This is a genomic window from Streptomyces coacervatus, assembly GCF_029223485.1.
Taxonomy (GTDB): Bacteria; Actinomycetota; Actinomycetes; order Streptomycetales; family Streptomycetaceae; genus Streptomyces; species Streptomyces coacervatus.
Genome location: NZ_JARHTP010000019.1, coordinates 134,632 through 158,809, shown reverse-complemented (window position 1 = coordinate 158,809; position 24,178 = coordinate 134,632). Strand labels below are relative to the sequence as shown.

The following is a 24,178-nucleotide window of genomic DNA, read 5'->3' as shown; positions in this document are numbered from 1 at the left end:
CTGCCTGCGGATTCTCCGCCGGTAGGGGGCTGATTGCTGACGTCAGACCGACAGCGGCACCGGGTGCACCTCGTCGGCCTTGTGGCCCGACCGCTCGTGGATGCGCTGGACCGCCTCTGCCGACGGGGCCTCCGAGAGGCAGTAGACCGTGCCGGATTCGGGGTCCGCCCAGGCCTTCTCGAAGTGCACGCCCTCGTCCTTCTCTATGGCCAGGTCGGCCTGGTGGGCCTGCCGCAGCTGGTCGGCCGTGATGCCCTTCATCCCGTGGTGTACGTCCATGAACTGCGCCATGGCTCCGTACCTCCTTCCGACGCCGACTCCCTTGCTTCCCTTGTCTCCATGCTGCGCTCGTACGGACCCGCACGCATGACAAAGGGCCCCGGCACCTTCACCGGGACCCTTCACCGCTGTACGGACAGACCGGCGTCGTACGCCGTCAACCGCACTGACAGGGATTGCCCGACTGGCACCCGCAGCCGCAGCCCGAGCCGCAGCCGCACGCGCCGAAGAGCGGGAGGCTCTTGATCTCGGCGGGCTGGTCCGTCTCGCGCTCCTGCGTCGGGTCGGGCGTGGTGGGGGCTTCGGCCATGGGTCCTCCTGGAGGCCTAGAGGCTGGTGCCTTTGCCCATTGGATGCCCGCTCCGCTGGGCGCATCAACGGCGCACTGTGGCGCCCACACGCCCCAGTCTCAGGGTTTACGCCCCCTCGACACCCCTCGGCGTTACGCCCCGTCGCCCCCCGCCACCGCCTGGATCTCCGGCTGGATGTCGGCCTGCAGCTCGTCCGCGTGCTCACCCGTCACCAGGAACACCACGCGCTTGGCGACCGCCACCGCGTGGTCGGCGTACCGCTCGTAGTAGCGGCCGAGGAGGGTGACGTCCACCGCCGTCTCGATGCCGTGCTGCCAGCGGTCGTCCAGCAGGTGCTGGAAGAGGGTGCGGTGCAGCAGGTCCATCTCGTCGTCGTCCTGCTCCAGCTGGAGCGCCAGGTCGACGTCCTTCGTGATGATCACCTCGGCCGCCTTCGCCATCAGGCGCTGCGCGAGCTGGCCCATCTCGAGGATGGTCGCGTGCAGGTCGTGCGGGATCGCGCGCTCCGGGAAGCGGAGGCGGGCGAGCTTTGCGACGTGCTGGGCCAGGTCGCCCGAACGCTCCAGGTCGGCCGACATACGCAGCGAGGTGACGACGATACGGAGATCCGTGGCCACCGGCTGCTGGCGGGCCAGCAGGGCTATCGCCCGGGCCTCCAGGTCGTGCTGGAGGTCGTCGACCTTCTGGTCGCCCTCGATGATGCTTTCGGCCAGCTTCAGGTCGGAGTCGAGGATGGCGGTCGTGGCGCGCCCGATCGCCGACCCGACCAGCCTGGCCATCTCCACCAGACCGTCGCCGATCGAATCCAGTTCCTCGTGGTACGCGTCCCGCATCAGGGATCCCTCTCTTACGTGTTCTTCGGGGCTGCCGGGGGCAGGGGCCCGTGCGTCAGTCGTCCGAAATCCGTCGTCATCCGTCGGCCAAAAACCGGCGCTTCGCACCCCACGCTCCCACGATCCGGCCCGTACGCGTCGGTTTCCGTCACCACAAATGAACCATCACTAGCTCCTAGGTGAACTCTGGGCGACGAGTGTCCGAGGTCGCACCTCGACGGCTGTGGGGATGTCGTACCCCATGCCTAACCTGTTTGCATGGACGTGAACGCGGCGGTCGCCGCAGCGGCAGCGATCGCCGGGGTGCTCACCGGCGTGATCGCCATGCTGGCGTTCCGCTGGAGCGAGCGGGAGCAGAAGCGCCCGACCCGCACCTCCCTGCACACGGACCCGGTGCTTCCGCCGGGCGTGGACACCGTCCTCTCCGTGCTCCGCTCCTCGGCCGTCGTCCTCGACGAGGCCGACGCGGTCGTCAAGGCCAGCTCCGCGGCGTACGCCCTCGGGCTGGTCCGCGGCGGTCGGCTCTCGGTGGAGCCGATGCTGAAGATGGCCAGGGACACACGGCGGGACGGGGAGATACGCCAGGTGGAGCTGGATCTGCCGCGGCGGGGGACAGGGCGGGGCGGCGAAGCACTCGCCGTCTCCGCGCGCGTGGCCCCGCTCGGCTCCCGGCTGGTGCTCCTGCTGGTCGAGGACCTCACCGAGGCCCGCCGCATCGAAGCGGTACGCCGCGACTTCGTCGCGAACGTGAGCCATGAGCTGAAGACGCCCGTCGGCGCGCTCTCCCTCCTGTCGGAGGCCGTCATGGACGCCTCCGACGACCCGGAGGCGGTGGAGCGCTTCGCCGGCCGTATGCAGATCGAGGCCACCCGGCTCACCAGCCTGGTGCAGGAGCTCATCGACCTGTCCAGGGTCCAGAACGACGACCCCCTCGAGGACGCCGAACCCGTCCGCGTGGACGAGCTGGTCGCCGAGGCCATCGACCGCTGCCGCCACCAGGCCGGCACCAAGCAGATCACCATGGCCGCCGGCGGCACCGCCGACCTGCACGTCTGGGGTAACAGGGGTCAACTGGCCGCCGCCCTGGGCAACCTTGTCGAGAACGCCGTCAACTACTCGCCGGCCCGCACCCGCGTGGGCATAGCCGCCCGCCGGGTGACCGCGCCCGGCGGTGACCACATCGAGGTCGCCGTGACCGATCAGGGCATCGGCATCTCCGACAAGGACAAGGAGCGCATCTTCGAGCGCTTCTACCGCGTCGACCCCGCCCGCTCCCGTGCCACCGGCGGCACGGGCCTCGGGCTGGCGATCGTCAAGCACGTGGCCGCCTCGCACGGCGGGGAGGTCACGGTGTGGAGCTCCGAGGGTCAGGGCTCCACGTTCACCCTGAGGCTGCCGGAGGCGGGGGTTGCCCGCGACCGCGCGCACCAGCACCCCGACCCGGACGATCTCGACGACGAGGCCGGCCGAACCACCCCCCAGTCATCCCCGTACGAACCGCTTCCCGCCCCGGAGGTCCTTCCGTGACCCGTGTGCTCGTCGTCGAGGACGAGGAGTCCTTCTCCGACGCCCTGTCATACATGCTCCGCAAAGAGGGCTTCGAGGTCGCCGTCGCGACCACCGGGCCCGACGGACTCGACGAGTTCGAGCGCAACGGCGCCGACCTCGTCCTCCTCGACCTGATGCTGCCCGGCCTGCCGGGCACCGAAGTGTGCCGCCAGCTGCGCGGCCGCTCCAATGTCCCCGTCATCATGGTGACCGCCAAGGACAGCGAGATCGACAAGGTGGTCGGCCTGGAAATAGGAGCCGACGACTATGTCACCAAGCCGTTCTCCTCTCGCGAGCTGGTCGCCCGCATCCGGGCCGTCCTGCGCCGCCGCGGCGAGCCCGAGGAGGTCACCCCGGCCGCCCTGGAGGCCGGTCCGGTCCGCATGGACGTGGACCGCCATGTGGTCACGGTCTCCGGCTCCAAGGTCGACCTGCCCCTCAAGGAGTTCGACCTGCTCGAGATGCTGCTGCGCAACGCGGGCCGCGTCCTGACGCGCATGCAGCTCATCGACCGGGTCTGGGGCGCCGACTACGTGGGCGACACCAAGACCCTCGATGTCCACGTCAAGCGCCTCCGCGCCAAGATCGAGCCGGACCCGGGCGCGCCCCGGTATCTGGTGACGGTCCGCGGCCTCGGCTACAAGTTCGAGCCGTAGGCCATCCACCAGGCCTTACGGCGAAGGGCGGGACCTCCTGGAGAGGTCCCGCCCTTCTGTCGTACGACTGCCGCTGTACGACTGCTGCCGTACGGCGCTGCTCAGTGACCGGCGGAAGCCGTCGCGCTCGCGGAGGCCGCGTCGGTCGGGGTGGCCGAGCTGCTCGGGGTGTTCGAGGGGGAGGCCGAGCCGCCCGGGGTCGCCGATGTGCTGGCGCCCGGCTTGGGGGTCTTGGACGGTGCGGTGGTCGGGACCTCGCTCGGACCCCACTTGGTGAAGTAGCTCTCGGCGGGGACCACGAAGGCGCGCAGGCTCACCTGGCCGGTCTCGCTGAAGGTGAAGGTGACCTTCTGCGCGTTGCCGTCCTGGATGGCATCGCGGCCGCTGGCCAGGGAGGCCGAGGCGTTCCCCTTGCCGCCGATGATGAGGGAGCCGTGGGCCGGGACGGTCAGCGGTCCGTTGCCCTTGGCGGGCTTGAGCTCGGCGGTCTTGCCGGTGCCGGGCACGGTGATCGAGTCCAGCGTCTGGGCTGTGGCCCCGTTGTTGAAGAGGGTCGCGGCGATCACGGCGGGGCCCGTCGACTGCAGGTCGGGCTGGGTGATGATGGTGACGTTCTGGACCTTGAGGTATCCGGCCTTGGTCGCCGCGTTGTCCGGCTTGACCTCCAACGTCTGGGCGTCGCCGCCCGCGCCGCACGCGGCGAGCGAGGCGATCGAGAACGCGATGGCGGCGGCGGCGAGTGCGCCGCGTCGAAGGCTGCTGCTCACGGCGGCGGCAACTCCTTGACTCGAGCGTGGCGACTCATAAAGCCGCCCTAAGTGTCTGTCAGCGGCCTTAGGTTACCGAGCCGTTCCCGAGTCACCGCACCCGACCCTCCCTCCAGCCCCCGGCATCGCTCACCAGGGGGTAGCCCACATGCTCGTCCGCCATTCACATAAGTCCCTCCGGCATACCCCGTACGACGGTGCGCAAAATTTCCGTGAAGGAATGCGCGGCCGCCCCCGGAATTGATCACACCGCAGAACAAGCCGCAGAACAACAGGTCACGTAGTGGGGTGCCGATGATCAATTCCGGAATCGACGCGGAAGCGACTCCCGGCACCGAACGGAGTAGCGGAAGTCGCACACTTGGAACCAGACATATGGGGACGTTCGTCCACTTGGAGAGGCCTCCGGATGTGTGTAACGTGCGCGTTTCTCCTCCCCCGGAGAGCCGCTCCGACCTGCGAATACCTTCTTCCGCTCGGGCCGCGCAGCACGTTCCTGTTGCTGTTGTCAAGCCCCGAGATATGCCCTGACCTGCGAAAACGCCATTCAGAACCCGCGGTTTCCGTGTTACCCTGGATAGCCACGGAAGGGGTACCTGTCACATGACGTTCAAGGTTGGCGACACCGTGGTCTATCCCCATCACGGGGCCGCGCTGATCGAGGCCATCGAAACTCGCCAGATCAAAGGCGTGGACAAGACCTACTTGGTGCTGAAGGTCGCCCAGGGTGACCTGACGGTGCGTGTGCCAGCGGACAATGCGGAGTTCGTCGGCGTGCGTGATGTGGTCGGTCAGGACGGGCTGGACCGGGTCTTCGAGGTGCTGCGCGCGCCGTATGCCGAGGAGCCCACGAACTGGTCTCGTCGTTACAAGGCAAATCTGGAGAAGCTCGCCTCCGGCGATGTCATCAAGGTCGCGGAAGTCGTGCGTGACCTGTGGCGTCGTGAGCGTGAGCGCGGACTGTCCGCCGGTGAGAAGCGCATGCTCGCCAAGGCCCGCCAGATCCTGGTGAGCGAGCTCGCCCTCGCGGAGAACACGAACGAGGACAAGGCCGAGGCCCTGCTCGACGAGGTTCTCGCGTCCTGAAACCTGTCGCAGGCGCAAGCCCGCTTCAGCACTCAGTACATTGAAATGCCGCGGTGCCCGATGACGTATTTCCTGTCGCCGGGCGCTGCGGCATGTTCGTACCCAGGCGCCTTGCGTACGTCGTCCCTGTCGGGGAGGTTCCCCCGAGATACTTGGCGTGCCGGGCCCGGGCTGCTGGCTCGACCAGTGTCACGGAAGGGTCCGGTCAAGGCGTCGCGCCCGGCACTTCCCAGGCCATACCCACGCAAGGCCAGCACACAAACCTGACAGGAACCGATGTCTGACGATTCGCGCCCTTCGCCCGCGGGAACCCGAACGGCTGCCGTGATTCCGGCCGCCGGACGAGGCGTACGTCTCGGGCCGGGCGCCCCCAAGGCGCTCCGCGCGCTGGGCGGCACCCCCATGCTCATCCACGCGGTGCGCGCGATGGCCGCGTCCCGCGCGGTCTCCCTGGTCGTCGTCGTGGCGCCGCCCGACGGCGCACCCGAGGTCAAGTCGCTCCTCGACGCACACGCGCTACCCGAGCGGACCGACTTCCTCGTCGTCCCGGGCGGCGACTCGCGCCAGGAGTCCGTGAAGCTCGGCCTCGACGCCCTGCCGCCCGACTACGACATCGTGCTGGTGCACGACGCCGCGCGGCCGCTGGTGCCGGTGGACACGGTGGACGCGGTGATCGAGGCGGTGCGGGAGGGGTCCCCGGCCGTCGTACCCGCGCTGCCCCTCGCCGACACGGTGAAGGAGGTCGAGCCGGCGGGCGAGCCGGGCGAGCCGGAGCCGGTGGTGGCCACCCCGGAGCGGGCTCGCCTGCGTGCCGTACAGACCCCGCAGGGCTTCGACCGGGCCACGCTGATCCACGCCCACGAGACGGTGACCGACGATGTCACCGACGACGCGAGCATGATCGAACAGCTGGGCCTGCAGGTGGTGGTCGTACCCGGCCACGAGGAGGCCTTCAAGGTCACGCGCCCGCTGGACCTGGTCCTGGCGGAGGCGGTCCTGGCCCGCAGGAGGCTGAACGATGGCTTCTGAGGCCTTTCCCCCGCTGCCCCAGGTCGGCATCGGCACCGACATCCACGCCTTCGAGGAGGGCCGCGAGCTGTGGTGCGCGGGCCTGAAGTGGGAGGGCGAGGGCCCGGGGCTGGCCGGCCACTCCGACGCGGACGTCGTCGCGCACGCCGCGTGCAACGCACTGTTCTCGGCCGCCGGCCTCGGCGACCTGGGCCAACACTTCGGCACCGGCCGCCCCGAGTGGTCCGGCGCATCCGGCGTCACCCTCCTGACCGAGGCCGCCCGCATCGTCCGCGAGGCGGGCTTCCGGATCGGCAACATCGCCGTACAGGTCGTGGGCCCGCGCCCCAAGATCGGCAAGCGCCGCGACGAGGCACAGAAGCTGCTGTCCGAGGCGGCCGGCGCACCGGTGTCGGTGTCGGGCGCGACGACGGACGGCCTCGGGTTCCCGGGCCGCGACGAGGGCCTGATGGCGGTGGCGACGGCGCTGGTGGTGCGGGCCGTCCGAGGGTGAACGTCACGAAACCGTCCCCCTTGAGCGGAAGGGGCGCAAGGCATTGCCTTACGCCCACTACCCTGGAGTGGTGACTATTCGGCTGTACGACACCAGCGCCCGGCAGATCCGTGATTTCACCCCGCTCAAGCCGGGTTGTGTCTCGATCTACCTCTGTGGTGCCACCGTGCAGTCCGCACCGCACATCGGGCACATCCGCTCGGGCCTCAACTTCGACATCATGCGCCGCTGGTTCGAGTACCGCGGCTATGACGTGACGTTCATCAGGAACGTCACGGACATCGACGACAAGATCATCGCCAAGGCGGCCGAGCAGAACCGCCCGTGGTGGTCGATCGGCTACGAGAACGAGCGCGCCTTCAACGACGGCTACACCGCCCTCGGCTGCCTCCCGCCCGCCTACGAGCCGCGCGCCACCGGGCACGTGACCGAGATGGTCGAGATGATGCAGGGGCTCATCGAGCGCGGACACGCCTACGAGGCCGACGGCAACGTCTACTTCGACGTGCGCTCCTTCCCGGGCTATCTGCAGCTGTCGCGCCAGGAGCTCGACAACCTGCAGCAGCCCTCGGGGACCGGCGAGACCGGCAAGCGCGACCCGCGCGACTTCGCGATGTGGAAGTCCGCCAAGCCGGGCGAGCCGACCTGGGGGACCCCGTGGGGCCGCGGCCGTCCGGGCTGGCACCTGGAGTGCTCGGCCATGGCGCACAAATACCTGGGCACCGCCTTCGACATCCACGGCGGCGGCCTCGACCTGATCTTCCCGCACCACGAGAACGAGATCGCCCAGGCCAAGGCCTACGGCGACGACTTCGCCCAGTACTGGGTGCACAACGCCTGGGTGACCATGGCCGGCGACAAGATGTCGAAGTCCCTGGGCAACAGCGTGCTCGTGAGCGAGATGGTCAAGACGTGGCGTCCGATCGTGCTGCGCTACTACCTCGGCACCCCGCACTACCGCTCGATGATCGAGTACAGCGAGGAGTCGCTGCGCGAGGCCGAGTCGGCGTTCGCGCGCATCGAGGGCTTCGTGCAGCGGGTCGTGGAGAAGGCCGGCGTGGTCGAACCGTCCGCCGAGGTGCCGCCCGCCTTCGCCGAGGCCATGGACGACGATCTGGGCGTGCCCCAGGCCCTCGCCATCGTGCACACGACGGTCCGGCAGGGGAACTCCGCCCTCGCGGCCGACGACAAGGAAGCCGCCGTGGCCCGCCTCGCCGAGGTGCGCGCCATGCTCGGCGTCCTCGGGCTCGACCCGCTCGATGAGCACTGGGCCGGCGAGGCCGACCGCGGCGACGATCTGCACGGCGTCGTGGACAGCCTCGTACGCCTGGTCCTCGACCAGCGCGAGGCCGCCCGCGGACGCAAGGACTGGGCCACCGCGGACGCCATCCGCGACCAGCTCAACCAGTCGGGGCTGGCCATCGAGGACGGCCCGCAGGGTCCGCGCTGGAGCCTCGGCCCGCGCTGAGCCCAGCAGCTGATCAGAAGATCGATTGTGCCGCCCGGCCGTCCGGGCGGCACACTTCATAGACGTACGCACACACGCTTCACTTCAGCAGAGATTCTTCAGAGCCTCTTCAGAGAGCAGACGGGTAGGTCATGGCAGCCAACAACCGCCGCATGTCCGGCAAGAAGGGCGCGCAGGTCGGCAGTGGCGGCCAGCGGCGCAAGGGCCTGGAGGGCAAGGGTCCGACCCCGCCCGCCGAGATGCGCAAGGGGCACAAGAAGAACCGCATCGCGACCTCCAAGGCCAAGCAGGTGCAGCGCCGTCCCGTGCCGCGCGGCCGCGGCGGCAAGTCGTCGTCCGAACTGGTCGTGGGCCGCAACCCGGTGGTCGAGGCGCTCCGCGAGGGCGTGCCCGCCTCGACGCTCTACGTCCAGCAGTTCATCGACAACGACGAGCGCGTCCGCGAGGCCCTCCAGCTCGCCGCGGAGCGCGGCGGGATCAACCTCATGGAGGCCCCCCGCCCCGAGCTCGACCGCATGACCAACGGCCTCAACCACCAGGGCCTCGTCCTCCAGGTCCCGCCGTACGAGTACGCCCACCCCGAGGACCTGGCGAGCGCCGCCTACGACGACGGCGAGGACCCGCTGATCGTCGCCCTCGACGGCGTGACCGACCCGCGCAACCTCGGCGCCGTCGTCCGCTCCGTCTCCGCCTTCGGCGGCCACGGCGTCGTCGTGCCCGAGCGGCGCGCGGCCGGCATGACCGCCGGCGCCTGGAAGACGTCCGCCGGCACCGCCGCCCGTACGCCTGTCGCCCGCGCCACCAACCTGACGCGCGCCCTGGAGGCGTACAAGAAGCAGGGCATCGTGGTCGTCGGCCTCGCCGCCGACGGAGAGGCCGAGATCGGCGAACTGGCGGCCCTGGACGGCCCCGTCGTGATCGTGGTCGGCAGCGAGGGCAAGGGCCTGTCCCGACTCGTGGGCGAAACCTGCGACTTCAGGGTGCGGATTCCGATGCCGGGCGGTGCGGAGTCGCTGAACGCCGGTGTGGCAGCGGGGATCGTGCTGTACGAGGCGGCACGTCGGCGCGTCTGAACACGCGTCCGTATTCTCACTCGTACGGGTCAATCTGGGCGTCCCGGACAACGTTGACGCGATCCGGACACATCTGGCGGGTCAAAGCAGTGTCCTAAGCACACGTCACTCGGTTAGATGAGTGTGGACACCAGAACACCCCGCACGCCCCCGGGGGACGGCCCGTCGGGATTCGATGACGCTCCCGCGCTGAGCATGGTGAAAGTGCCGAGCGATCCGGCGCAGGTCATCGTCAATCATGCGAGTTTCCGCGTGCAGCTCGGCGCCTCGGCCCGCACCCGATCGCCGCGGATCGCACGGCACTTGACTGCCGCCCAGGACGCCGCCCGCCCGCCCGTCGTCGGTACCGCAGCGGGCAGAGCGGGCGCGGGCGCCCGGCGCCGGCCCGTCGTCTGGAGCGGCAGGTCCGCCCCCGACGACACCGGCGCGCACCGCCTGCTCCAGGCCGTACGGGGAGGCAGCGTCCGGCACGGCGAGGACTCGCCGGCCGACGCCGGAGCCACCCAGGTCATCCCCCGCGTCGGGGTCGGCGGCTACGACGAGGTCTACGACGAGCTGGAACAGACCGTCGAGACCCCGATCGTCGGCGCCCAGCGCACGTATCACGACGACATCGCCGGCACCCGTTTCCTCCCCGGCATGCGCACCGCCGGCAGCGCGTACGACGAAGAGCACGCCTACGAAGCCCAGGAGTTCGAGGACTTCGACGAGGACGACGAGTTCGACGAGACCGACGAATTCGACGAGACGGACGGCACGGACCGGTTCGCCAAGCGCCACGGCGTCGACCCGGCGCGGCACGCCTACTACCCCGGCCGCCGCATGAACCTCGGCGTCGTCCTCCTCCCCCTGCGCATCTTCCTCGGCTTCATCTCCGTCTACGCCGGGATGGGCAAGCTGTGCGACCCCGTCTACTTCGACGGCGGCAAGCGCGGCTCCATGGTCAAGTGGCTCAACACCCTGCACCCCTGGGAAGTCGCCGAGCCACTGCGGCAGTTCGCCCTGCAGCACCCCGTCGGCTCCGGCCTCGTCATCGCCTTCGCGCAGGTCGTCGTGGGCGTGCTCACGGTCCTGGGCTGCTGGCAGCGGGTCGCCGCCGTCTTCGGCGCACTGCTGTCGGCCGCGCTGATCGTCACCGTCAGCTGGAAGACCGTTCCCGCCTACGACGCCCCCGACATCATCTACCTCGCCGCCTGGTCCCCGCTGATCATCGCGGGCGCTCCCGTCTACTCCGTGGACGGCCGCCTCGCCGGCAGCGCCTGGCGGCGCCTGGGACCCTGCTCCGACATCTGGGACCTGCGCGCCTACGTCCTGCGCCGCGGCGCCCTCGTCACGGCCATCGCGACCGGCCTCACCCTGCTCGTCGGCTCGCTGCTCGGCGGTGCGGTCCGCGACGCCGACCGCGTGATCGTCCCCGGTCCCGGCGAGGCCCCGCGCAACGAACTGCCGGGTTCCCCGCTCCCGCAGGAGCCGCACAAGCGGCACAGCCAGTCCCCGTCGGCCTCGAACGCGCCCACCCAGGGCGCCACCGCCGGCTCCACACCGTCCGGCGCGGCGACCACACCGGGCGCCACCGCGACCGGCGGCGCGCCCAGCCAGACCCAGGGCACCGCCGGCCAGACCCCGCCCCAGCACTCCTCACCGTCCGGAGGCGCCCCCAGCACCAGCTCCGGCCCCACCTCCGGCGGCACCGGCGGGGACGGCGGCACAGGGTCCGGAGGCTCCTCCTCCGGCGAGCCCGGCCTGGTGGGCGGCCTACTGGGGTAGCCGAGCCGACGGGCGGCATCCTGGGCCCGCCCACCGGCTGAAACACCGGGTCCATACGAAGAGGTCCCGCACGAGAACCGTGCGGGACCTCTTCGCTTTTGGTTTTGAGGGGCGCGAGGAACTGCGCGATCAACCCCCACGGACCCGCAGCCAACAATCGACCGTATGGAGCGAGCTCTCACCGCCCCAGAGCGGCCAGCTCCTTCGCGGCTTCGGTCAGATCCTTCGCCGTGTCGATGGCGCGCCAGTACGCCCCCTGAGGGATCGTGAACCCGGCCAGCCGCCGCTCACGGGCCAGATGCGGAAACGTCGTACGCTCGTGGTCCCCGCGCTCGGGAAGCAGCCCGGCGAACTCGGGGGAGAAGACGTACACACCCGCGTTGATCTCGAACGTCGACGGCGGTGCCTCGATGAAGTCCGTGATGTGCCCGAAGCCGTCCGTCTTCACCGCGCCCCAGGGGATGCGCGGGCGGGCCAGGGCCAGTGTCGCGACCGCGTCGCGCTCCGTGTGGAAGTCCGCCATGTCGCGCAGCGAGAAGCGGGTCCAGATGTCGCCGTTGGTGGCGTACCAGGGCCGGTCCGGATGGGGGAGATGGGCGGCGGCGTACTTCAGTCCGCCGCCGCGGCCGAGGGGCTCCGTCTCCACGACCGTCGTCACCTTCACCGGCAGGTCGGCCGACTTCAGCCAGTCCTGCAGCACCTCGGCGAGATGGCCGCAGCTGACCACCACGTCCGTCACACCCTCCTCGGCCAGCCAGGCAAGCTGATGGCCGATGATCGGAGTCCCCGTACCGGGGATCTCGACCATCGGCTTGGGCCGGTCGTCGGTGTAGGGACGCAGCCGGGAGCCCTGGCCACCGGCCAGGACGACGGCTTGAACGGGGCGGGACGCGGCGGTCGGATGGGTCATGCCCGAACTGTACGGTGCGTCCCGCCCCCGTCCGGTGCCGGCAACCGTTCCTTAATGAGCCGTTACCCTCCTCCGAACTGTCCGTAGTGTCCGCGGCGGAGGAGGGACGGGTTCAGCTTCAGCTGAGCGCGCCCGCGACGCCCGAGGCGAAGGACGTGTCGCAGACCGGGCGGGCATAGGACTGGGCGCGCGTGGGGCCGTACATACGGACCGCGGCGCGGCCCAGGGAGCGGGCGATGGACACGCAGTGCTTGGCGAGCGACGGGCGCTCGTTCACGGCCTGCTGGAGGTGCATGAGCACCGTGCCCGGGTCCTCCTCCTGGAGCTGGCCCAGGAGCTTGTCGCGCAGCACGTCCTGCGGGGCGCGGTGGGCGGCCTTGGCGTCCGAGGCGATGTCGGACGCGTCCGAGGCGGTGAGGACCGAGTTCGAGGGGTTGCCCGTCCAGTTGACTCGGGTGACCGCGAGGGTCCCGGAAAGCACCAGGACGACGGGCAGGACGAGGGCGAGCGTGCGGCCGATCCGGCGGGCGGGGCCCCGGCCGCGTCGCGTCTGTTGGTTAGTGGAGTGCTTCACGCGAGTGAGAGTAGCGCCCGGTGATGATTTGGCGACATTTAGTAATCAATTCGGGGGATGGAACAAGGCCTCGGATCGGGTACGAGGTTGACGCACAGTGCTCGAAATGACCGGTGTGCCGGGGTAAATGTCGACAACAAGAAGGGCCCCGCAGGGGTCTGCGGGGCCCTTCTTCGTCAACCTGGGTGAATTACCCGGGATGGGTGTTTCGCGAGTTGCCGGTCGGCCGAGTGGCCTCAGTCGGTGAGGCGCTCGCCCGTGGAGGTCGAGAACACGTGGGTCTCGCCCGGCCGCGGCACCACGTGCAGCGTGGAGCCCTTCTCCGGGACCCGGCGGCCCTCGACACGGACGACCAGGTCCTTGGTCTCGCCGCCGACCTCGGCGGTGCCGTAGACGTAGCCGTCGGCGCCGAGCTCCTCGACGACGTTCACGGAGACGGCGAGGCCGGCCGGGGCGTCCTCGGTGTCCTTCGACAGGGAGCTCGCGGCGCCGCCGTTCTCCTCGACGATGTCGAAGTGCTCGGGACGGACGCCGACGGTGACCGTGCGGTCACCCTTGTCGGCCGCGGTCTTGAGGGCGTCGCGGTTGACCGGGACGACGCTGTTGCCGAACTTCACGCCGCCGTCGGTGATCGGCACCTCGACCAGGTTCATGGCGGGGGAGCCGATGAAGCCGGCGACGAACAGGTTCGCCGGGCGGTCGTACATGTTGCGCGGCGAGTCGACCTGCTGGAGCAGACCGTCCTTGAGTACGGCCACGCGGTCGCCCATCGTCATGGCCTCGACCTGGTCGTGGGTGACGTAGACGGTGGTGATGCCGAGACGGCGCTGCAGCGACGCGATCTGCGTACGGGTGGACACACGGAGCTTGGCGTCCAGGTTGGACAGCGGCTCGTCCATGAGGAACACCTGGGGCTCACGCACGATGGCGCGGCCCATGGCGACACGCTGACGCTGACCACCGGACAGGGCCTTGGGCTTGCGGTCCAGGTACTCGGACAGGTCGAGGATCTTCGCGGCCTCCTCGACCTTCTTGCGGATCTCCGCCTTGTTGACGCCGGCGATCTTGAGCGCGAAGCCCATGTTGTCGGCGACGGTCATGTGCGGGTACAGCGCGTAGTTCTGGAACACCATGGCGATGTCCCGGTCCTTGGGCGGCAGGTGGGTGACGTCGCGGTCACCGATGCGGATGGCGCCGGCGTTCACGTCCTCGAGCCCCGCGAGCATCCGGAGCGAGGTGGACTTGCCGCAGCCGGACGGACCGACAAGGACGAGGAACTCGCCGTCCCCGACTTCGATCTCCAGACCGTCGACGGCGGGCTTCTCGGTGCCCGGGTAGATCCGGGTCGCCTTGTCGAACGTAACAGTGGCCATGGTGATGGGCCCCCTTCTACCGGCAGGAACGTGCCGGACGATCCGTTGTAGGAAGGTGGTGGTGTAGTCCACGAGAGTGAACTGGCTCAGGACGCTACCTGGCGTTTGCCTGATCTGTCAGTACCCGGGGGGCTGTGAACTTCGCGGAAATTTTCGACAGAGGGCGGCTGGGACCTGGGTACACTGCACGGGCACGTACGCGACGCATACGTGCAGGCCTCCTTAGCTCAGCTGGTCAGAGCGCCGCTCTTGTAAAGCGAAGGTCGTCGGTTCGAATCCGACAGGGGGCTCGGTGAACAGGGGCAGCCCCAGGTGGGCTGCCCCTGTTCGTGCTCTTCACCCGGCAAGATCGTGCGGCGCCAGCTCACTGGCGCGCTGCTCGCCGGCCACGGTGAGGATGACGTCCCGCAGCCGCTCGACGTACAGCCGCATGTTCTTGTACGCGATGTCGGTGTCGGGGTAGCGGCAGGTGAACCACAGGCCCTCGTGGAGCCGGTTCAGCCAGATGCACACCTTGTCGCCGTACGACACCCTGACGAGGCCGTAGGCCGCCAGCTCGTCCCACCGCTCCGAACCGGGGATGCCCCGCGCGTCGACGAACGAGACGATCGAGTACGCGTCGGGCGAGGTCGGGCGGAAGTCCTCGCCGAGCAGGCGCAGTACGCGGGCCAGGGGCATGCGTGCCATCGCCCTGTTGGCCTGCAGCTCGGCGCGCACGGCTTTCAGGGCGCTGGGGAGGTCGGGTGCCTGGTCCATGGGGATCTCGATCGGCGCGCCGCCGACGTACCAGCCCACGGAGTTGGACCACTTGGACTTCACCCGGGTGTGGAACGGCACGACCGAGCGGTAGACGGGCTGTCCGCCGATCTCGTGGACGATCAGGCTGGTGGCGGCCAGGACACCGACGAGGCTGCCGCCGAAGGGCCGGCAGTACGACTCGAACGCCGCGGCGGCGTCCGAGTCGACGAGCAGTTCGCGCATCATCTTCTGCCTGGGCAGGCCGCAGTCGGGCTCAAGACCCAGCTCGACGGGGAAGTTGGGGAACTGCCCGTCGCCCCTCCGGATGAACTCCCGCCAGCGGCCGACGATCTCGTGGGTCACATCGATCCGGTCGGCGTCCGCGCGCTCGATCTCGCAGAAGTCGACGTAACTGCCGACCGGCGACTCCTCCACGGGGCGGCCCTCGACGGCCGCGGTGTAGAGCTCGTGGATCTCGGCGGGCATGCGCTGGATGGAGTAGGAGTCGACATTGCTGTGGTCGAAGGCGATGTACAGGCTGGTGCCCTCGTCCCTGATGACCGCCGCATAGAGGAAGTTGGGCCAGCGCAGCGCGCTCGCGACGGCGTCGAAGCGGTCCTGGAGGTGCTGGACGAGCCGGCCCGTGTCGGTGAAGTCGCCGATGTCCTCGCGATGCAGTGACACGTCGTCGGCGTCGAGTGTGAAGCGGCGCATCTCGTCGCCCTCCCAGCGGAAGCCGCTGCGCAGCGTCTCGTGCCGAAGCGTCCAGCCGCGCAGTGCGTCCTGCAGCGCGTCGAGGTCGACGCTGCCCGGGATGTCGAATGCCGTACCGATCCAGGTCGGTACGAACAGACCGTCCTCGTGCACCGTCCGGGCGGTCCTGATGTGCGACTCCTGGAGGTACGCCGGCGGTCGGGGGTCCTCCGGAAGGCCCGCCGCTACCGTGACGGTCGCCGGACTGAGCGCCCACTCGACGAGCCGTCCGGGCCGGACCTCGCAGCGCTGGATGTCGGTGATTCGCACGGGCGTCTCCGTTCGCAGTTGGAGCCCGAATCGGGCGGACCCGATCAAGGGAATGCCGCGACCGGGAAAGGAGATACCCGGAACATGATGTGTTCCCACTTTTGAGTGGATTGAGTGATCGGCGGATGTGAGCCAATCGGGCTGCCGGACCTCGGTATTTGCCGGTCCGGGCATTTCAACATACGAACAAGTCGCGCTCGGGAAAACGGAGTTCATTCGGGTCCGGCGAACGGACTTTGCGGAAGCCGGAGTTACCGCGAGTCGAGTGGACACGGGATATCAGGAAGTGTGGAATGCCTAGTTGTTACTGCTAGTGTTCGTTCAGTCACAGTAGGCAATCTGCCTCGACATCCAGGCAATGAAGGACCGAGGGTTTCATGCGCAAGCTTCAACAGGCCATGATCGCAGCAGCAGTGGCGGCCGGCAGTCTCTCCGCCATCGGTGCCGGCACCGGCACCGCCTACGCCGACGGTCACGGTCACGGGCACAGTCACGGGCACGGGAAGAGCCACAGTGCCAGCCCCCACGGGCACAGCCACACCGCCACACACCGCAGTGTGTCGACGACGGTCGAGCGCATTGCGCCGAAGGCGGCCGCGCCCCACCGCGCTGCCCACCAGGAGCACGGTCACGTCTACGGCACTGCGCCGAAGGCAACCGAGCACTACCGCCCCTACCAGGAGTGCAGCCCGCAGACGGTGGCTGACGGCGACCTCCCGATCGGCGTGCTCGGTCTCTCCGAGACCTTCGACACCACCTGTGGTCAGTTCAACAACGCCTTCACTGCGTAATCGTGCGCGACGCTTTCCGCGAGCCCCTCGGGGTCACCCCCCCGCAGGGGCCCGTTCACGTGTGGCCGCCCGGAGCGCGAGGCCGCTCCTGTGGCGCGCATGCGTTCGTGATGGCTCTGGAAGTTCCTTCAGCAGGTCAGCCCTTCACTTCGTAGGCGAAACGGGCCGGCTCGCGGCGCGCGGCGCCCGGGTGCCCCTCACAAAGGAAACGGATCACATGTTCAGTAGGAAGAAGATCGCGGCCGTCTCGGGGCTTCTGTGCAGTCTCGCCGTGACCTGTACCGGCATCACCCAGGCGTATGCCGCAGCAGGACCGGGCGGCTGCACCGTGGCCGCGTCCGGCGACGTCACCTGCATCCAGGGGTTCGCGGGCAAGACGGCCGACGGTGACGACTACATCGTCCGCCGGGCGAACACCTGCACGCCGCAGACGCCCATGGAGCTGCCCGTCATCCCCCTTCTGAACAGCGGGAGCACGAAGATCGGCCCCCAGGTGACCTGTTCCCCCAATGATCCGGGACCCCAGGACAACGACCACCCCTCGGAGCTGCCCGGCGGCCTGTTCGGCTGAGGCCCGCACGTTCCCAGCAGCGGATGGCCGGACCGGGGCGACCCGGACCGGCCATCCGCTTGTTTCTACGTCTGCGTCTCTACGCCGGCGTCTCTACGTCTGTCTTTCTGCGTCCGGCGGCAAATGGGTGACTGCCTCCCGCTGCCCGTGACTTGGGCCCGGGGAATCGTCGTTTTACGAGAGAGCGCCGAGTGCGCGACCGAACTGCATCACCAACTCCCTATAGCTCTCTCATATACCCCTCCAAGTCCGCGACCGCGCGGGCGGAAGGCTGCTTTGCCATAAGCCGACACGGTGCATGGAAGGACCCAAGATCCCAAATGGCTACGTTTCGTGTGTATATGCTCACATTAAGTAGTCAAGCCAGGGCTTCCCGCCCAGCTAGGAAAGGGTCTAATCATGCGCATGTTTCAGCGGGCCGCGGCCGTAATTGCGGCGGTCGCGGGGCTCTCCGCCCTCGGTGCCGGGGTCAGCAGTGCCCACGACGGCTGGGGCGACGGGGTCACCGCGGTGGCCTCCTCGCAGGCGAACGCCGTGGCCTACGGAGGCGGCGGGTGGGGTGGCCCGCAGTCGGCTCCGCAGGCGGCTCCGTACGGTGCCCCGCAGGCGTCTCCGTACGGTGCCCCGCAGGCGGCTCCGTACTTCGCGCCGATGAACGTCAACCTCGCGCCGGGGTACGGCCCGCAGGCCGCGCCCCAGGCTGCCCCGATGGCCGCACCTCAGCCCGCGCCCCAGTACATCCCGCAGTACGTCCCCCAGGCCGCGCCGCAGTACGCCGCACCGCAGTACGGGGGGCCCCAGTACGCCGCGCCGCAGTACGCCGCCCCCTACGGCTCCCGGTAAACAAGCCCCGCCCGCAACGGCAATTGCAGCCCGGTCGCGCAGTGAACCCATCAGGGTGCGCGTCCGGGCTGTACCGATTCCGTCGCCGGATGCAACTGAAGACACGTCGGGCGCCGGGTCCTGAACACCGATCCCAAAGGAACAGAGCACATGTTCAGTCGGCAGAAAATCGCAACCGTCTCGGGGATCATCGGAAGTATCGCCGTGATCTGCGTCGGAGCCGCGCACGCACAGGCGGATGAGAACCCGCGCGGCTGCAAGACCAACGCCGCAGGGGAAACCACCTGCGTGCACAAGAGCCAGACCGTCCACTCCGACAAGCGCGGCACGTATGTCTTCAAGCAGACGCAGAGCTGCTCGACGGAATCCCGGCCGCGCCTGGTGCTGCCTGAGGACGGCATGCTGAACAACGGGTCCACGAACGTCGGTCCGGTTGTGGACTGCTCCAACACGGCGCCGATGCCCAGAGGGTTCAAGCGGCCCCATATCAAGAAGCCGTACATTGCGCCGTTGCACGTCAAGAAGCCGCACATCAAGCCGATTCACATCGATTTCTGAGGTGCGATCGGCGAATGCCGGACCGGCATTGCTCCCGGTCCGGCATTTCGGCTTTCCGGCGATATGAAAACCGTGGTGCCCCGGCCGACCGGCCGGGGCACCAACGATGGTTCCGACTTACTTGCCGACGGTGTTGTTGCAGCCCATGTCCGAGCCCAGGTGGCTTTCCTGTGTGCCCGGGTTGCCCTCGCCGTTCAGCAGGTTGCCCGCAACGCCGTTGAGGATGCCGACCTGACCGAGGACGTCGACGTTGGCGTCGTGCGACCGGCAGGTCGTGCTCTGCATGATGTTGAAGCCGCCGCGATGGCCACCTTCGCCTGAGCCGAAGCCGCCCTGATCGGCCTGGGCGGCGCCGGCGCTCAGGAATCCGACGCTGCCGAGGGCGGCGACCAGCACGGCAGCCTTGCGAAGCTTGTGCATGACATCTCCGGTGGAGTGAAGTGGGTGCGATCTGTGACAGATCGACTTCGTGCAGTTACGGAGGCTAATAAGAAATACCCGTAAAACACTGTGCGGCGCGCCGAATTCGGGGGGAATCCACACTGCCTTGATCAATGTCGAGAAATAGCTCGGTATGACAAAAAGAGGATCCCGGCACCGAGTCTGGAGCTCGGTGCCGGGATCTGCTTCCCGCTCTCGGCCGGCTATGCGGCCGTCACTCGACTAGAAGGCGCTGTTGTTGCAGCCCATGCTCGAGCCGATGTGGGTGTCCTGGCCTCCGGCGTTGCCCTCGCCGTTGAGCGCGTTGCCCAGCAGGCCGTTCAGGATGCCGACCTGGCCGAGGACGTCGACATTCAGGTCGTGCGACTTGCAGTTGGAGCTCTGCAGGACGTTGAACTTGTCGCCGCCCTTGCCGCCCTTGCCGCCGTCGTCGTGGGCCTGTGCGGTGCCGGCACCGAGGAGTCCGACGGTGCTGAGGGCGGCGACCAGGACGGCAGCCTTACGAAGCTGGTGCATGTCATCTCCGGTGGAGTGAGTCGTTGCGATCTGTGGCAGATCGACTTCTTACAGTTACGGAGAATAATAGGAAATTTCCGACAATCACCTAGCGACGCGCCGTGTTGTGTGATCTTGTTGCCGCAGCTCCCCGAAGTCGTCCGGCGGTCCTGTCCGGCAGTCCTAGTGGGCCTTGGCGAGGGCGTTCGCCTGGCTGTTGGCCTGGGTGCAGGCGACGCCCTTGGTCTCGGCGGCGGCGAGCACGGCGACCGGGAGGTTCGCGTTGAGCACGGACTGCGGGCTGCACTCCTGGGCCGGGCGGAAGAGGTTGAGCTGGTCCGCCGCTCCTCCTCCGGACTGCGTCGGGGCCGACGGCGAGGAGATGTGCGGGTTCAGCTGCGGGTTGAACTGCGGGTTGACCTGCGGGGCGACCTCGGCGGGCTGCTGCTGCGGGGCCGCCTGCCGCTGGTACGACGGCGAGCCGGAGGTGTGGGCGGTGGCCTGGGTGGCGGTGAAGGCGCCGGCCATGGCGGGGCCCGGAGGCGGCGCGCTATTGCCGTAGGCGACAGGAGCGTCGGCGACACTGGGACCGACGCCGATGGCGGACAGACCGCCGGCCGCTGCTACGACGAGCGCGACGTGCTGAAACTTGCGCATGGAAGTTCGGCCCTTCATTGACCTGTGCATGGAACGTACTGAAATGGCAGATGAGCCAGTGGAGTTGTGGCTTTTCCTGCTGCCCTGTGCGGCTGCGGTGGGTGATGGGTCATCGCTCTGTCCCCGTGGGGAACGAAGTAAATGCTGGGCCAGTCACGGGAGTCGGTGTGTATCACCCATTTGCCGGAGGGTGTGAATCGTCGGCCGGTGGGCTGGTAATCCGATCAATGCCAAATGGGTGACGGAATATTGGATCCCGTGACCGTACCGGAGGGAATGTCGTTGCCAGCTGGGAGAGGGCAGCGACCATGAACCGGTGAGAGGGGCAAGGGGATCTGCTGTCGGCTCCGGCGTGAAGTCCGCAAGACAGCCCAGGATTACCCCTGTTGGGTCGCGGTACGAACATCAGACTGAGCGCACACAACACAGCACTGAATACAACGGATTTCCCTGCACAGGTATTGAAGGGCCGAGGGTTCCATGCGAAAGATTCACAAGGCCGCGCTCGTCGTAGCGGCGGCCGGCGGTCTGTCCGCCATCGGCGCCGGCGTCAGCCATGCCGACCCGTACCCCGGGTACTACGGTGGCGGTCCAGCTGCTCCCTACTACCCCCCGGCGCCGGCTCCTCAGTACTACCCGGCGCCCCAGTACGCACCCCCAGCGCCCGTTCCCCAGTACATGCCGCCCCAGCCGCCGCCGCAGTACTACCAGGCACCTGCTCCTCAGTACTACCCGGCGCCCCAGCCGCAGCCGGTGCGTGCCGTCGCCGCGTCCACCGCGGACAGCACCGCGCAGTCCGGTGGTCCGCAGTCGTACTCCCAGCCGGCGCCGCAGTACGCACCCCCGGCGCCCGCTCCGGCCCCGCAGGCCGCCCCGCAGCCGAGCCAGGCCACTGCTCTCGCCGCGTCGCAGGGCAATGCGCAGGCCGGCTCGCCGTCGTACGCCCCGCAGTCCGCCCCTCAGCAGCAGCCGCTGGTCCAGCCGCAGGTCGCCCCGCAGTCGTCGCCGGAGGTCATGCCGAAGGTCGCCCCGCAGGTCGCCATGCCCCAGGTCTTCAACCCTGAGCCCGCGCCGCATGTCGCCCCGCAGGTGAACCCTCAGTTCAACCCTCAGGTGAACCCGCTCATCGACCCGCTGGTCTCGCCCGCCAGCGCCGCACCGCAGGTGCCCGGGCTCGGCCTCGGACAGGTCGCGGCGCCTCCCGTCGGGAACCTGGGACTGCCCCGACTCGGCTGATGGCCCTCCCGTAGTTGTCCATCGTCCCAACTCGATCCGCTGCAGATCACTTCCGCTCGATCAATGGAGAAGAAATGCGCAAGCTTCAGAAGGTCGCCATCGTGGGCGCCGCTGTCCTCGGCAGCATCGGCTCCTTCGGGGTCGGCCCGGCCTTCGCACACGAGCAGGGCCACGACATCGACGTCACGCAGGGCATCGAGTGTCGCTCGCACGACATGAACGTCGACGTCATCGGCAGCCTCGGCGCCCTCAACGGTCTGCTGGGCGGCGCGCTGAACGGCGAAGGTGACCCGGGTGCGCAGCCGGCCCACCTCGGTTCGGACATGGGCTGCAACGCCAAGGCCTTCTGAGCGGCCGCGCTACCCCTTCTCGCCCAGGTCAGGAGCAATCCGGCCTGGGCTTTCACATTTCCTGGTACATGGCACGGGCGGCCTCGGGGGGTGTCGGCTTCACGCCGTCAGCTGCTCTGTCCAGCCAGCTCTGTGAGTGGGCCGTCCGTCAGCCGGTACACCGTCCACTCGTCCTGCGGGCGGGCGCCGAGGGACTCGTAGAAGGCGATGGCAGGGGTGTTCCAGTTCAGGACGGACCATTCGAGGCGCTCGTAGCCGCGCTCCGTGCAGATGCGGGCCAGTTCGGTGAGGAGGGCTTTGCCGTGGCCGGCGCCTCGGGCGGCGGGGCGGACGTAGAGGTCCTCCAGGTGGATGCCGTGGACGCCGCGCCAGGTGGAGAAGTTCAGGAACCAGAGGGCGAAGCCGACCGGGGTGCCGGTGGTGTCGTCGGCGGCGATGTGGGCGTAGGCGGCGGGGTGGTCGCCGAAGAGGGCTTCCTGGAGTTGGGCCTCGGTGGCCTTCGCCTCGTTTGGGGCCTTCTCGTACGCGGCGAGTTCGCGGATCAGGGTGTGGATGAGGGGGATGTCGGCGGGGGTTGCGGTGCGGATCACTCCGTGAGGTTACGGTCGCGATGGGTCGTCTTTTGTCTGCGGCGCCGTTGTGGCTGGTCGCGCCCACGCGGCGGAGCCGCATATTGATGCAGCCCCGCGCCCCTAAAAGCGCGTCCCTGAAGCGGCGCTGCTCAGCGCAGGCGCCTGGCGATTTCCAGGTGGTCCGGTACCAGTGGGCGGTCGGCCTCGATCTGCCAAAGGGAGGTCTGGAGGACGCGGGCGAGGGTCCAGGCTCGGGCTTGTGCTCGGTCCAGGTCCAGTACGTCCGTCATTGCGTCGAAGCGCCAGGTGATCTCGGCGGGCTCGAAGCGATTGTCGAGGGCGGGGAACAGTTCGAAGCCGACGTCGCCGGCCAGTGGTTTGGGGTCGATCGCCAGCCAGGGGGCGCGGTCCGCGGCCAGGACGTTCTCGTAGTGCAGGTCCCAGTGCAGGAGGCGGTCGCCGGGGTCGTCCAGTACTTCTCGTACGGCGGCCGCGCAGTCCGTGATGAGGCGGCGGTCCTCGGGGTCCGGGATGCGCTCCAGTGTCCGGGGCGTCCGGTCCAGCATGGCCTGTGCGATCTCGTCGAGGCGGCGCAGGCCGGGCGGGGCGGGGGTGGCGGTGAGGTGGGCCAGCAGGCGGGCGATGACCAGCGCGGCCTCGCGGGAGTCGGGGAGGTGGCTGAGCATGCGGGCCGGGTCGAGGCGTTCCAGCAGCAGCGTGCCCGTTGCATCGTCGTGGTCCAGGAGCCGTACCGCCCCGTCGCCGTCCCAGGCGCGCAGGGCGATCGGCTCGCCCTTGGTCTCCTCGTCCGGCAACTGCAGCTTCAGTACGGCGGGGGTGCCGTCGGTCCGGACGACCGGCAGTACCAGGGCACACATGCCGTACATCGGCGGCCCGTCCAGCCGGAGCTCCCAGCGGTGCAGGAACTCCTCCGCCAGGTGGGGCAGGCCCGCGATGAAGGTCCGGCCCGCCGCGCCGTTGAACTTCTCCTGGGCCGCCGCCAGCTCGCTCGGGATGTCAATCACCCGGGCGACCATACTGGCGTGCGTGAATCGCTTCATGCGAATTGACCGGGGGCTCGGCGAGAGGGTGTGGGCGTACGTCCGCAGTGCTCCAGGCACGTACATCTGGCTGGCCATTCTGTTCGTCACCACCGTCGCTCTGCACCACATGTCGCCGGAGTTCGAGAAGGAGTTCATGCGGCAGCGGTCCACCAACATCCATGAGCTGTCGAACGACCCCGTGCGGGTGCTGGTGCAGAGTGCGATGTGGATCGACGGGGGCGACTGGTTTCCGTATGCCTTCCTCTACACCGCGTTCCAGTACACCGTCTTCCATGCGCAGGCCGAGCGGTGGCTGGGGACGGTGCGGTGGCTGATGGTGTGTGCGGCCGCGCATGTGCTGGCGACGCTGATCAGCGAGGGTGCGCTGCTGAAGGCGGTGCGGGACGGCGGGGTGTCGCACTCGGCCGTCTACTCCCTTGATTTCGGGGTGAGTTACGCGTTGGCGGGGGTGGTCGGGGTGCTGACGTACCGGATCGCGGCGCCCTGGCGTTACGGGTATCTGGCGGCCGTGTTCTTCGTGTACGGGGAAGCGATCGTGGGCTCGCCGACCTTCACCGACTTCGGGCACTTTCTGTCGGTGCTGATCGGGCTCGCGTGCTATCCGCTGGCCAGGGGGCGCGGAGAGGCGTGGGATCCGAGGGAGACAGTTTCCGCCCTGAGGGGTTAGCTTTC

Annotated in this window: 28 protein-coding genes and 1 tRNA gene; 16 read left to right on the top strand and 13 right to left on the bottom strand. The window is 68.8% G+C overall.

Going from position 1 to position 24,178, the window contains the following annotated elements; genetic code table 11:
- Positions 1 to 42: 42 nt before the first annotated feature.
- The 3 genes from P2Q00_RS38045 to phoU all read right to left on the bottom strand — a co-directional run bounded on the left by P2Q00_RS38045 (position 43) and on the right by phoU (position 1,423).
- Positions 43 to 291, bottom strand: a complete 249-nt coding sequence (locus tag P2Q00_RS38045) for an SCO4226 family nickel-binding protein (RefSeq protein ID WP_275778782.1) — start codon at positions 289 to 291, stop codon at positions 43 to 45.
- A 145-nt stretch (positions 292 to 436) separates the two neighbouring features.
- On the bottom strand, positions 437 to 589 hold the full coding sequence (locus P2Q00_RS38040; protein ID WP_185124092.1) for a hypothetical protein: 153 nt from the start codon (positions 587 to 589) through the stop codon (positions 437 to 439).
- A 132-nt stretch (positions 590 to 721) separates the two neighbouring features.
- The gene (gene phoU, locus P2Q00_RS38035) at positions 722 to 1,423 is read right to left on the bottom strand and encodes a phosphate signaling complex protein PhoU (RefSeq protein ID WP_275778781.1); all 702 of its coding nucleotides are present in this window, start codon (positions 1,421 to 1,423) and stop codon (positions 722 to 724) included.
- 258 nt (positions 1,424 to 1,681) lie between these two features.
- Here phoU and phoR point away from each other — a divergent pair, with 258 nt between their 5' ends.
- Together phoR and phoP are read left to right on the top strand one after the other, a co-directional pair.
- Complete coding sequence (phoR, locus tag P2Q00_RS38030; protein WP_275778780.1) at positions 1,682 to 2,950, top strand: two-component system sensor histidine kinase PhoR; 1,269 nt, start codon at positions 1,682 to 1,684, stop codon at positions 2,948 to 2,950.
- Positions 2,951 to 2,955: 5 nt separating this feature from the next.
- Positions 2,956 to 3,627, top strand: coding sequence for a two-component system response regulator PhoP (gene phoP, locus P2Q00_RS38025; RefSeq protein ID WP_004000192.1), 672 nt, complete (start codon positions 2,956 to 2,958; stop codon positions 3,625 to 3,627).
- A gap of 101 nt (positions 3,628 to 3,728) precedes the next feature.
- Here the strand turns inward: phoP and P2Q00_RS38020 are convergent, their stop codons facing one another.
- Positions 3,729 to 4,394 (bottom strand): copper chaperone PCu(A)C domain-containing protein, encoded by a 666-nt coding sequence (locus P2Q00_RS38020; protein ID WP_275778778.1) that lies wholly within the window; start codon positions 4,392 to 4,394, stop codon positions 3,729 to 3,731.
- 603 nt (positions 4,395 to 4,997) lie between these two features.
- Here P2Q00_RS38020 and P2Q00_RS38015 point away from each other — a divergent pair.
- From P2Q00_RS38015 to P2Q00_RS37990, 6 genes are all read left to right on the top strand, one after another.
- Positions 4,998 to 5,480 (top strand): CarD family transcriptional regulator, encoded by a 483-nt coding sequence (locus P2Q00_RS38015; RefSeq protein ID WP_003953493.1) that lies wholly within the window; start codon positions 4,998 to 5,000, stop codon positions 5,478 to 5,480.
- 276 nt (positions 5,481 to 5,756) lie between these two features.
- Positions 5,757 to 6,509 carry a 2-C-methyl-D-erythritol 4-phosphate cytidylyltransferase gene (ispD, locus tag P2Q00_RS38010; RefSeq protein WP_275778776.1) on the top strand — a complete coding sequence of 251 codons (753 nt, stop codon included), beginning with the start codon at positions 5,757 to 5,759 and terminating at the stop codon, positions 6,507 to 6,509.
- Positions 6,499 to 7,002, top strand: a complete 504-nt coding sequence (ispF, locus tag P2Q00_RS38005) for a 2-C-methyl-D-erythritol 2,4-cyclodiphosphate synthase (RefSeq protein WP_275778775.1) — start codon at positions 6,499 to 6,501, stop codon at positions 7,000 to 7,002. Before ispD ends, ispF begins: the two co-directional genes overlap by 11 nt.
- Positions 7,003 to 7,072: 70 nt before the next feature.
- On the top strand, positions 7,073 to 8,470 hold the full coding sequence (gene cysS / locus P2Q00_RS38000; protein ID WP_275778774.1) for a cysteine--tRNA ligase: 1,398 nt from the start codon (positions 7,073 to 7,075) through the stop codon (positions 8,468 to 8,470).
- Between the two features lie 131 nt (positions 8,471 to 8,601).
- Entirely contained in the window at positions 8,602 to 9,543 is a 942-nt protein-coding gene (gene rlmB / locus P2Q00_RS37995) for a 23S rRNA (guanosine(2251)-2'-O)-methyltransferase RlmB (RefSeq protein ID WP_275778772.1), read from the top strand.
- Between the two features lie 117 nt (positions 9,544 to 9,660).
- Positions 9,661 to 11,310 carry a DoxX family membrane protein gene (locus tag P2Q00_RS37990; protein WP_275778770.1) on the top strand — a complete coding sequence of 550 codons (1,650 nt, stop codon included), beginning with the start codon at positions 9,661 to 9,663 and terminating at the stop codon, positions 11,308 to 11,310.
- Positions 11,311 to 11,488: 178 nt separating this feature from the next.
- Here P2Q00_RS37990 and P2Q00_RS37985 read toward each other — a convergent pair whose 3' ends face one another.
- The 3 genes from P2Q00_RS37985 to P2Q00_RS37975 all read right to left on the bottom strand — a co-directional run bounded on the left by P2Q00_RS37985 (position 11,489) and on the right by P2Q00_RS37975 (position 14,167).
- Positions 11,489 to 12,220 (bottom strand): nucleotidyltransferase family protein, encoded by a 732-nt coding sequence (locus P2Q00_RS37985; RefSeq protein ID WP_275778768.1) that lies wholly within the window; start codon positions 12,218 to 12,220, stop codon positions 11,489 to 11,491.
- A 118-nt stretch (positions 12,221 to 12,338) separates the two neighbouring features.
- Positions 12,339 to 12,794: a hypothetical protein gene (locus P2Q00_RS37980; RefSeq protein ID WP_275778767.1), complete on the bottom strand. Its 456-nt coding sequence runs from the start codon at positions 12,792 to 12,794 to the stop codon at positions 12,339 to 12,341.
- Between the two features lie 236 nt (positions 12,795 to 13,030).
- Positions 13,031 to 14,167, bottom strand: a complete 1,137-nt coding sequence (locus P2Q00_RS37975) for an ABC transporter ATP-binding protein (protein WP_275778764.1) — start codon at positions 14,165 to 14,167, stop codon at positions 13,031 to 13,033.
- Positions 14,168 to 14,383: 216 nt separating this feature from the next.
- On the opposite strand from P2Q00_RS37975, the gene P2Q00_RS37970 reads away from it, so the two are divergent.
- Positions 14,384 to 14,457 (top strand) — tRNA-Thr (locus tag P2Q00_RS37970).
- 46 nt (positions 14,458 to 14,503) lie between these two features.
- Here the strand turns inward: P2Q00_RS37970 and P2Q00_RS37965 are convergent.
- A complete protein-coding gene (locus tag P2Q00_RS37965) occupies positions 14,504 to 15,928 on the bottom strand; it encodes a condensation domain-containing protein (RefSeq protein ID WP_275778763.1) in 1,425 nt (474 codons plus the stop codon).
- 377 nt (positions 15,929 to 16,305) lie between these two features.
- Between P2Q00_RS37965 and P2Q00_RS37960 the strand changes: the two genes are divergently transcribed.
- The 4 genes from P2Q00_RS37960 to P2Q00_RS37945 all read left to right on the top strand — a co-directional run bounded on the left by P2Q00_RS37960 (position 16,306) and on the right by P2Q00_RS37945 (position 18,691).
- A complete protein-coding gene (locus tag P2Q00_RS37960; protein ID WP_275778762.1) occupies positions 16,306 to 16,719 on the top strand; it encodes a hypothetical protein in 414 nt (137 codons plus the stop codon).
- Between the two features lie 217 nt (positions 16,720 to 16,936).
- Entirely contained in the window at positions 16,937 to 17,290 is a 354-nt protein-coding gene (locus P2Q00_RS37955; protein ID WP_275778761.1) for a hypothetical protein, read from the top strand.
- Positions 17,291 to 17,689: 399 nt separating this feature from the next.
- On the top strand, positions 17,690 to 18,133 hold the full coding sequence (locus P2Q00_RS37950) for a hypothetical protein (RefSeq protein ID WP_275778759.1): 444 nt from the start codon (positions 17,690 to 17,692) through the stop codon (positions 18,131 to 18,133).
- A gap of 150 nt (positions 18,134 to 18,283) precedes the next feature.
- On the top strand, positions 18,284 to 18,691 hold the full coding sequence (locus P2Q00_RS37945) for a hypothetical protein (RefSeq protein ID WP_275778757.1): 408 nt from the start codon (positions 18,284 to 18,286) through the stop codon (positions 18,689 to 18,691).
- A gap of 117 nt (positions 18,692 to 18,808) precedes the next feature.
- On the opposite strand, the gene P2Q00_RS37940 is transcribed toward P2Q00_RS37945, so the two are convergent.
- From P2Q00_RS37940 to P2Q00_RS37930, 3 genes are all read right to left on the bottom strand, one after another.
- Positions 18,809 to 19,111 carry a hypothetical protein gene (locus P2Q00_RS37940; protein ID WP_275778756.1) on the bottom strand — a complete coding sequence of 101 codons (303 nt, stop codon included), beginning with the start codon at positions 19,109 to 19,111 and terminating at the stop codon, positions 18,809 to 18,811.
- Positions 19,112 to 19,354: 243 nt separating this feature from the next.
- Positions 19,355 to 19,648 carry a hypothetical protein gene (locus tag P2Q00_RS37935; RefSeq protein WP_030941334.1) on the bottom strand — a complete coding sequence of 98 codons (294 nt, stop codon included), beginning with the start codon at positions 19,646 to 19,648 and terminating at the stop codon, positions 19,355 to 19,357.
- A 162-nt stretch (positions 19,649 to 19,810) separates the two neighbouring features.
- Positions 19,811 to 20,284, bottom strand: a complete 474-nt coding sequence (locus P2Q00_RS37930) for a hypothetical protein (RefSeq protein WP_275778752.1) — start codon at positions 20,282 to 20,284, stop codon at positions 19,811 to 19,813.
- 480 nt (positions 20,285 to 20,764) lie between these two features.
- Between P2Q00_RS37930 and P2Q00_RS37925 the strand changes: the two genes are divergently transcribed.
- Together P2Q00_RS37925 and P2Q00_RS37920 are read left to right on the top strand one after the other, a co-directional pair.
- Positions 20,765 to 21,520, top strand: a complete 756-nt coding sequence (locus P2Q00_RS37925; RefSeq protein ID WP_275778750.1) for a hypothetical protein — start codon at positions 20,765 to 20,767, stop codon at positions 21,518 to 21,520.
- A gap of 74 nt (positions 21,521 to 21,594) precedes the next feature.
- Positions 21,595 to 21,870: a hypothetical protein gene (locus P2Q00_RS37920; RefSeq protein ID WP_275778749.1), complete on the top strand. Its 276-nt coding sequence runs from the start codon at positions 21,595 to 21,597 to the stop codon at positions 21,868 to 21,870.
- Between the two features lie 107 nt (positions 21,871 to 21,977).
- Here the strand turns inward: P2Q00_RS37920 and P2Q00_RS37915 are convergent, their stop codons facing one another.
- Together P2Q00_RS37915 and P2Q00_RS37910 are read right to left on the bottom strand one after the other, a co-directional pair.
- Positions 21,978 to 22,460 carry a GNAT family N-acetyltransferase gene (locus P2Q00_RS37915; protein ID WP_275778748.1) on the bottom strand — a complete coding sequence of 161 codons (483 nt, stop codon included), beginning with the start codon at positions 22,458 to 22,460 and terminating at the stop codon, positions 21,978 to 21,980.
- A 131-nt stretch (positions 22,461 to 22,591) separates the two neighbouring features.
- Entirely contained in the window at positions 22,592 to 23,479 is an 888-nt protein-coding gene (locus P2Q00_RS37910; protein WP_425579673.1) for an aminoglycoside phosphotransferase family protein, read from the bottom strand.
- 22 nt (positions 23,480 to 23,501) lie between these two features.
- Between P2Q00_RS37910 and P2Q00_RS37905 the strand changes: the two genes are divergently transcribed.
- Complete coding sequence (locus tag P2Q00_RS37905) at positions 23,502 to 24,173, top strand: rhomboid-like protein (RefSeq protein WP_275778744.1); 672 nt, start codon at positions 23,502 to 23,504, stop codon at positions 24,171 to 24,173.
- Positions 24,174 to 24,178 lie beyond the last annotated feature (5 nt).